This is a genomic window from Streptomyces sp. PA03-6a, from assembly GCF_033792765.1.
Lineage (GTDB): Bacteria > Actinomycetota > Actinomycetes > Streptomycetales > Streptomycetaceae > Actinacidiphila.
Genome location: NZ_JARAVK010000410.1, coordinates 1 through 5,127, shown reverse-complemented (window position 1 = coordinate 5,127; position 5,127 = coordinate 1). Strand labels below are relative to the sequence as shown.

Annotated in this window: 4 protein-coding genes; 3 read left to right on the top strand and 1 reads right to left on the bottom strand. The window is 73.3% G+C overall.

Going from position 1 to position 5,127, the window contains the following annotated elements; all coding sequences use genetic code 11:
* From PV350_RS44325 to PV350_RS44315, 3 genes are all read left to right on the top strand, one after another.
* Positions 1 to 663: hypothetical protein (locus PV350_RS44325; protein ID WP_500339036.1), on the top strand; the 663-nt coding region annotated here is incomplete at its 5' end.
* A gap of 168 nt (positions 664 to 831) precedes the next feature.
* Positions 832 to 3,618: an ATP-binding protein gene (locus tag PV350_RS44320; RefSeq protein ID WP_500339035.1), complete on the top strand. Its 2,787-nt coding sequence runs from the start codon at positions 832 to 834 to the stop codon at positions 3,616 to 3,618.
* 221 nt (positions 3,619 to 3,839) lie between these two features.
* Positions 3,840 to 4,913: a PP2C family protein-serine/threonine phosphatase gene (locus tag PV350_RS44315; protein WP_499510184.1), complete on the top strand. Its 1,074-nt coding sequence runs from the start codon at positions 3,840 to 3,842 to the stop codon at positions 4,911 to 4,913.
* On the opposite strand, the gene PV350_RS44310 is transcribed toward PV350_RS44315, so the two are convergent.
* Positions 4,914 to 5,127, bottom strand: a 214-nt coding sequence (locus PV350_RS44310) for a helix-turn-helix domain-containing protein (protein WP_500339034.1), incomplete at its 5' end; no start/stop codon positions are given.

Below are 5,127 nucleotides of genomic sequence, written 5' to 3'. Positions count from 1 at the left end.
GGACCGGGGCCGGAAGGCGCTATTCCGTGGTATCCAGGCAGCGGTTGGGGCGATCGACTGGCGGGGGAGAGAGCCGTGAGGACACTGGGCGGGGTGGTGCTGGCCGGGGTGGTTCTCGCCGCCGGGGTGCTGGGCTGCACAGGCTGCACCCTCACCATCGGCGAGACGGCGGGGGATCCGGCGGATGTCGCGGTGGTCACCGCGACGGCTTCCGCCACGTCTTCGTCGTCCGGCCCACCGTCCGCGTCGGCGTCCGTCTCCGTGTCCGCCTCGACCTCCCCGTCGTCCTCGCCGAGCCGTACCGCGACACCGGTGCCCGTCCGCGGACCCCGTCAGAAGCTGGTGGTGATGACCGTCAGCGGCGGCTTCGCAGGCGTTCACCAGCAGGTGACGCTCCGGGGTGACGGCACCGTCCTCACGATGGACAACGGCGAACCCGTGCAGCGCCGGGTCGGTGCTGCACGGTTCGAGCAATTGCGGATTCTGCTCGGTGACCCGGCGCTGGAAGACGTCCCGGACTTCACAATGAACATGGCGGCAAACGACATGTTCCAGTACACCCTCGAATTCGACGGCCGCACCGTCATGACGGACCGCCCGGACGGGCCGCCCGCGCTGGAAAGGCTGATCAACGCCCTGATCCGGTGGCTCCCAGGTCGTTGACCTGTGCTCCCTTGACGGAAGTGGTCCGGCAGCCGTCCATAGGAAATACCGCAGGTGAATTCTCCTGCGGCCATGAGTCGGATATCACGGCGGCCCGCACGAATACGCCACCCGTGCCGTGTGAGAATGCTTCCGTCCAGCCCCGGAACAAGAGAGCCGGAAACTCCGATGCAAACCTCCGTGTACACCGCCGACGTCGGCGGTGGAACGCGCCAGGGGCTGGTCGGTCGCGCGGGGGACGTGGACCGGATCGAGGGTCTGCTGGGCTCCGTCGATTCGGGTGGCGCGGTGCTGTTGTCCGGCGAGCCCGGGGTGGGCAAGACGGCGCTGCTCGGCCACCTCGCCCAGAGGGCACTGGCAGCCGGTGCCAGGGTGCTGCGGGCGGCGGGCACACGGTCCGAGAGCGACGTGGAGTACGCGGCGCTCAACCAGCTGCTCTTCCCGCTGTGGGAGGAGGGTCCGCAAGCCCTGGACGGGGCGCACCGCGAGGCACTGCGGGTGGCCCTGGGCTTCGGCGAGGGACCCCCGCCCGAGCGGTTCCTGGTCTCCAACGCGGCCCTGGTACTGCTCCGCAACGCGGCCACCGCGACGCCCGTAGTGCTGGTCGTCGACGACCTCGATGCGGTGGACCCGGCGAGCGCGGCCGTGCTGGGATTCGCCGCACGCCGGCTCCCGGGAAGCCGCGTCAGGTTCCTGGCGGCCGTCCGCAAAGGTCGTCGTAGCCCCGTCGAGGACGGCGTGCGCGCCGAACACGAGGTCCTGCCGCTGGACGAGAGCGCGTCGCGGCTCCTGGCCGGCTCGTCCCATCCGGACCTCGCCGGGCCGGTCGTGGAGTGCGTCGTCGCCGTGGCGCAGGGAAATCCACTGGCCCTGGTCGAGTTGCCGGCGGCCCTGACCGGGCCGCAGCGCGCCGGGCTGGAGCGGCCGCCGGCCGCACTGCCGCTCACGCGGCGCCTGCGCGAGGTCTTCGGCTCGTGCGTGGCGGAGCTGCCCGCGGCGACACGTCGTCTGCTGCTGGTGTCCGCGCTGGAGGGGACGGGGGACCTGGCCGTCGTGCAGACCGCCGCGCACCGGCTCGGCGTCGGGGCCGACCTGGTGGACCTGGAGGCCGCCGAGCGTGACGGCCTCGTGCGGATCGAGGAGTTCGACCACCGCGTGAACTTCCGGCACCCGCTGTTCCGTGCCGCGGTGGTCGACGCGTCCACCTCCGCGGAGCGCCGTGCCGTGCACGGCGAACTGGCCGAGGTGCTGCACGACCGCCCCGACCAGCGCGCGTGGCACCTGGGGGAGGCCTGCGTGGAACAGGACGAACACGTCGCAGCGTTGCTGGAGGGCACCGCCCACCGGGTCCTGCGGCGCGGCGACGCCATGGCCGCGATCCGGGCTCTCACCAAGGCCGCGCATCTGAGCCCCGGCGCGGCCGACCGCGGCCGCCGGCTGGCCACTGCCGCGTACATACGCGCGGACGCCTCCGGTGAGCTGACGATGGCGTCCCGTCTTCTTGACGACGCCCGGCGCTTTGGCTCCGACGCCCGCGCGTCCCTCTACTCGGCGGCGGTCGCGGTCCACCGGCTGCTCGACGGCGAGGGGGACATCGACACGGCCCACCAGGTACTCCTCGGCGCGATCGAGAACGCCGACCATCCCTACCGCGTCTGCGACCCGGCCCTGGAGGAGGCCCTCTACCTGTTGTTGATGCTGTGCTGCCTGGGTGGCCGCGAAGAGCTGTGGACGCCCCTCCACCGGATCCTGGACCGGCTCGGCCCCGACGCGCCGCGCCTGCTGGGGGTGAACGTCGCCACCCAGGGCGATCCCGCACGCACCGCCCTGGCGGCACTCGGGGACCTGGAGGAACTCATCGCGGGCCTTCCCCAGGAGACGGCCCCGTCGAGGATCACACGGATCGGCGCCGCGAGCATCGCCGCCGACCGGCTCTCCGGCGTGCGTGACGCCGTATCGCGCGTCCTGCCGCAGGGCCGCCGGCAGATCGTCACCCTGCCGCTCCTGTGCACGGACGCGTTCCTCGCGGGCCGGTGGGACGACACGACGGAGCTTGCCGACGAGGGACTGCGCCTGTGCAAGGAGCACGCCTTCGAGGCCGTCTCCTGGTACTTCCGCTACTACAAGGCGGTCGTTGCGGCGGCGCGCGGCGAAGCCGGCTTCGCGGAGGAGGCAGCCGACGCGATGGCCCTGTGGGGGACGTCCCGTGGCGCGCACCATCTGGTGACCCTGGCGGACCACATCCGGGTGCTCGTCGCGCAGGCGGACGGCGACTTCGAACGCGCCTACCGGCACGCGGCGGCCATCAGCCCACCTGGTGAACTGGCCCCGTACACGCCGGTGGCGCTGCTGGTGGCCGGGGACGTGGTGGAGGCGGCCGTGCGCACCCAGCGGCCGGCGGAGGCGGCCGCCCACGTGACCGCCGTCCGGCAGGCCGGGATCGCGGCGCTCTCCCCGCGCAGGGCCATGCTCGTCGACGCTTCGGCCGCGACGGCCGCCGAGGCGGACGAGGAGGCGATCGGGCACTTCGAGCGGGCCCTGTCGCACCCCGGCCTCCAGCAGTGGCCCTTCGACCTGGCACGCGTGACCCTGACCTACGGCGAACGCCTGCGCAAGGCGCGGTCGACCACCGACGCCAGGGCGTCACTGAGCGCGGCCCTGGCGACCTTCGAGCAACTCGGCGCACGGCCGTGGGCGGACCGGGCGAGGCGCGCGCTGCAGGCGACCGGATGGATGGTCAAGCGGGCCGACGGGCCGGAGTCCGTCGGCCTCACCCCGCAGGAGGTCGAGATCGCCCACCTCGCGGCCTCCGGCCTGACCAACAAGCAGATCGCCGAGCGGCTCTACCTCTCCCCACGCACCGTGGGCGGCCATCTGGGCCGGGTCTTCCCCAAACTCGGCATCACCTCCCGCGCGGCGCTCCGCGACGCCCTGACGGGCCTCGCCAAGCGCTAGCCGCGGACGTGCGGGGGCCGGCGCGACGCCCGGGCGCCCAGGTGGGCGGGGACTGCACGGGTGGGCAAGGGGCCGTGCACAACGGGGCAAGGAGGCCGGCGGGGACTCCTCCTACGGTCGAGTTGTCCCATCACAAGTGGGACGCCAATGCGCGGGTCCGGCACCGTTCGCGGATCCGTCGGCCCCCGGCCCCGCGCACGGACCCCAAGGGAGTGATGCCGATGCCGGACATCGAACAGTTCGAGGAGGAGCCCGACGACGGGCGGCCGACACGGCACTTGGCCGTCGTGGGCGGAGTGGCGTGGATGCTCGCGGTGTGCGCGGTGTGCGTGATCCTGCCGCTGTACGCCCATCCGAGTCTCGCGTGCGGACTCGCGCCGCTGGTCACCGCGGGGGTCGTGGCGGTGGTGATGGCCCGCATGAAGGACCGGTACCGCCACGGGGCGGCGCGGGCGCGCGCCGTTTCGGACACCGTGCGGCGGACCCTGCTGCGGCCGCTCCCCGAGCGCATCGGGGCGCTGGGGCTCGCCTCCGTCTACCGGGCCTGCGGCGGGCGGGGACAGGTCGGCGGGGACCTCTACGCCGTCGCGCGCAAAGGCGGGACGACCCGCCTGATCATCGGTGACGTGTGCGGCAAGGGCCTGCCCACGTTCGAGGACGTCGCGGCCGTGCTCGGGGCCTTCCGCGAATGGGCCCCGCGTGCGGCGACCCTGGAGGAGCTGTCGGCGCGGCTGGAGGAGAGCTTCCTGCGCCACCTGGCCGAAGCCGAAGGCACCGTCCGCGACACGGACGAACGCTTCGTGACCGCACTGCTGTTGGAGGTGAGGGACGGCGAGCGGTCCGCCCGCATGGTCAACCACGGGCATCCGCCGCCCGTACGGGCCCGCGGGGGGAGCGTCGCCCTTGTGGCGGGCTGCCCGTCACCCCCGCTGGGACTGCGTGCTCTGCGGGGATGCGGAGCCATCGAGGAACGCTTCGAACTGGCCCCTGGGGACACGCTGTTGCTCTACACCGACGGGCTCGTCGAGGCCCGCGACGCCGCGGGGCACTGCTACCCGCTGATGGACCGCGCGACGGCGTGGCGCTGGGTCCGGCAGGGCCCGGCCGACCACGAATGCCTGCCGGAAGCGCTCGGGGAGATCCTCCGGGACCTCGTCGACCACGCCGGTGCGCTCCCGGAGGACGATCTCGCGATGGTCGCGCTGACCCGGATGGAGGAACCGGCCGCCGCCACGCTGCCCCGGCCCGCCGGTGAGGCCCTCGGCGAGGACGCGGGGCAGCTGCGGCAGGACTGATCACCTGTCAGTCGGCTGGGGGAGCGGGCCGGCTGCCCGGAGGGGTGCGACCTGCAGGGCGCCGGCCTGCCGCCACTCCGCCGGGGAGAGACCGTAGACCGCCCGGAAGGTACGACTGAAGTGCGCGTGGCTGGCGAAGCCCCACCGGTGTGCGATCGCCGCCACCGTCTGTCCCGCGAGCTCCGGTCGTACGAGGTCCCTGCGGCAGGCGTCC

Coding starts and splice junctions, on each gene's coding strand:
- PV350_RS44320 (WP_500339035.1), top strand. CDS start 832: ATGCAAACCTCCGTGTACACCGCCGACGTCGGCGGTGGAACGCGCCAG.
- PV350_RS44315 (WP_499510184.1), top strand. CDS start 3,840: ATGCCGGACATCGAACAGTTCGAGGAGGAGCCCGACGACGGGCGGCCG.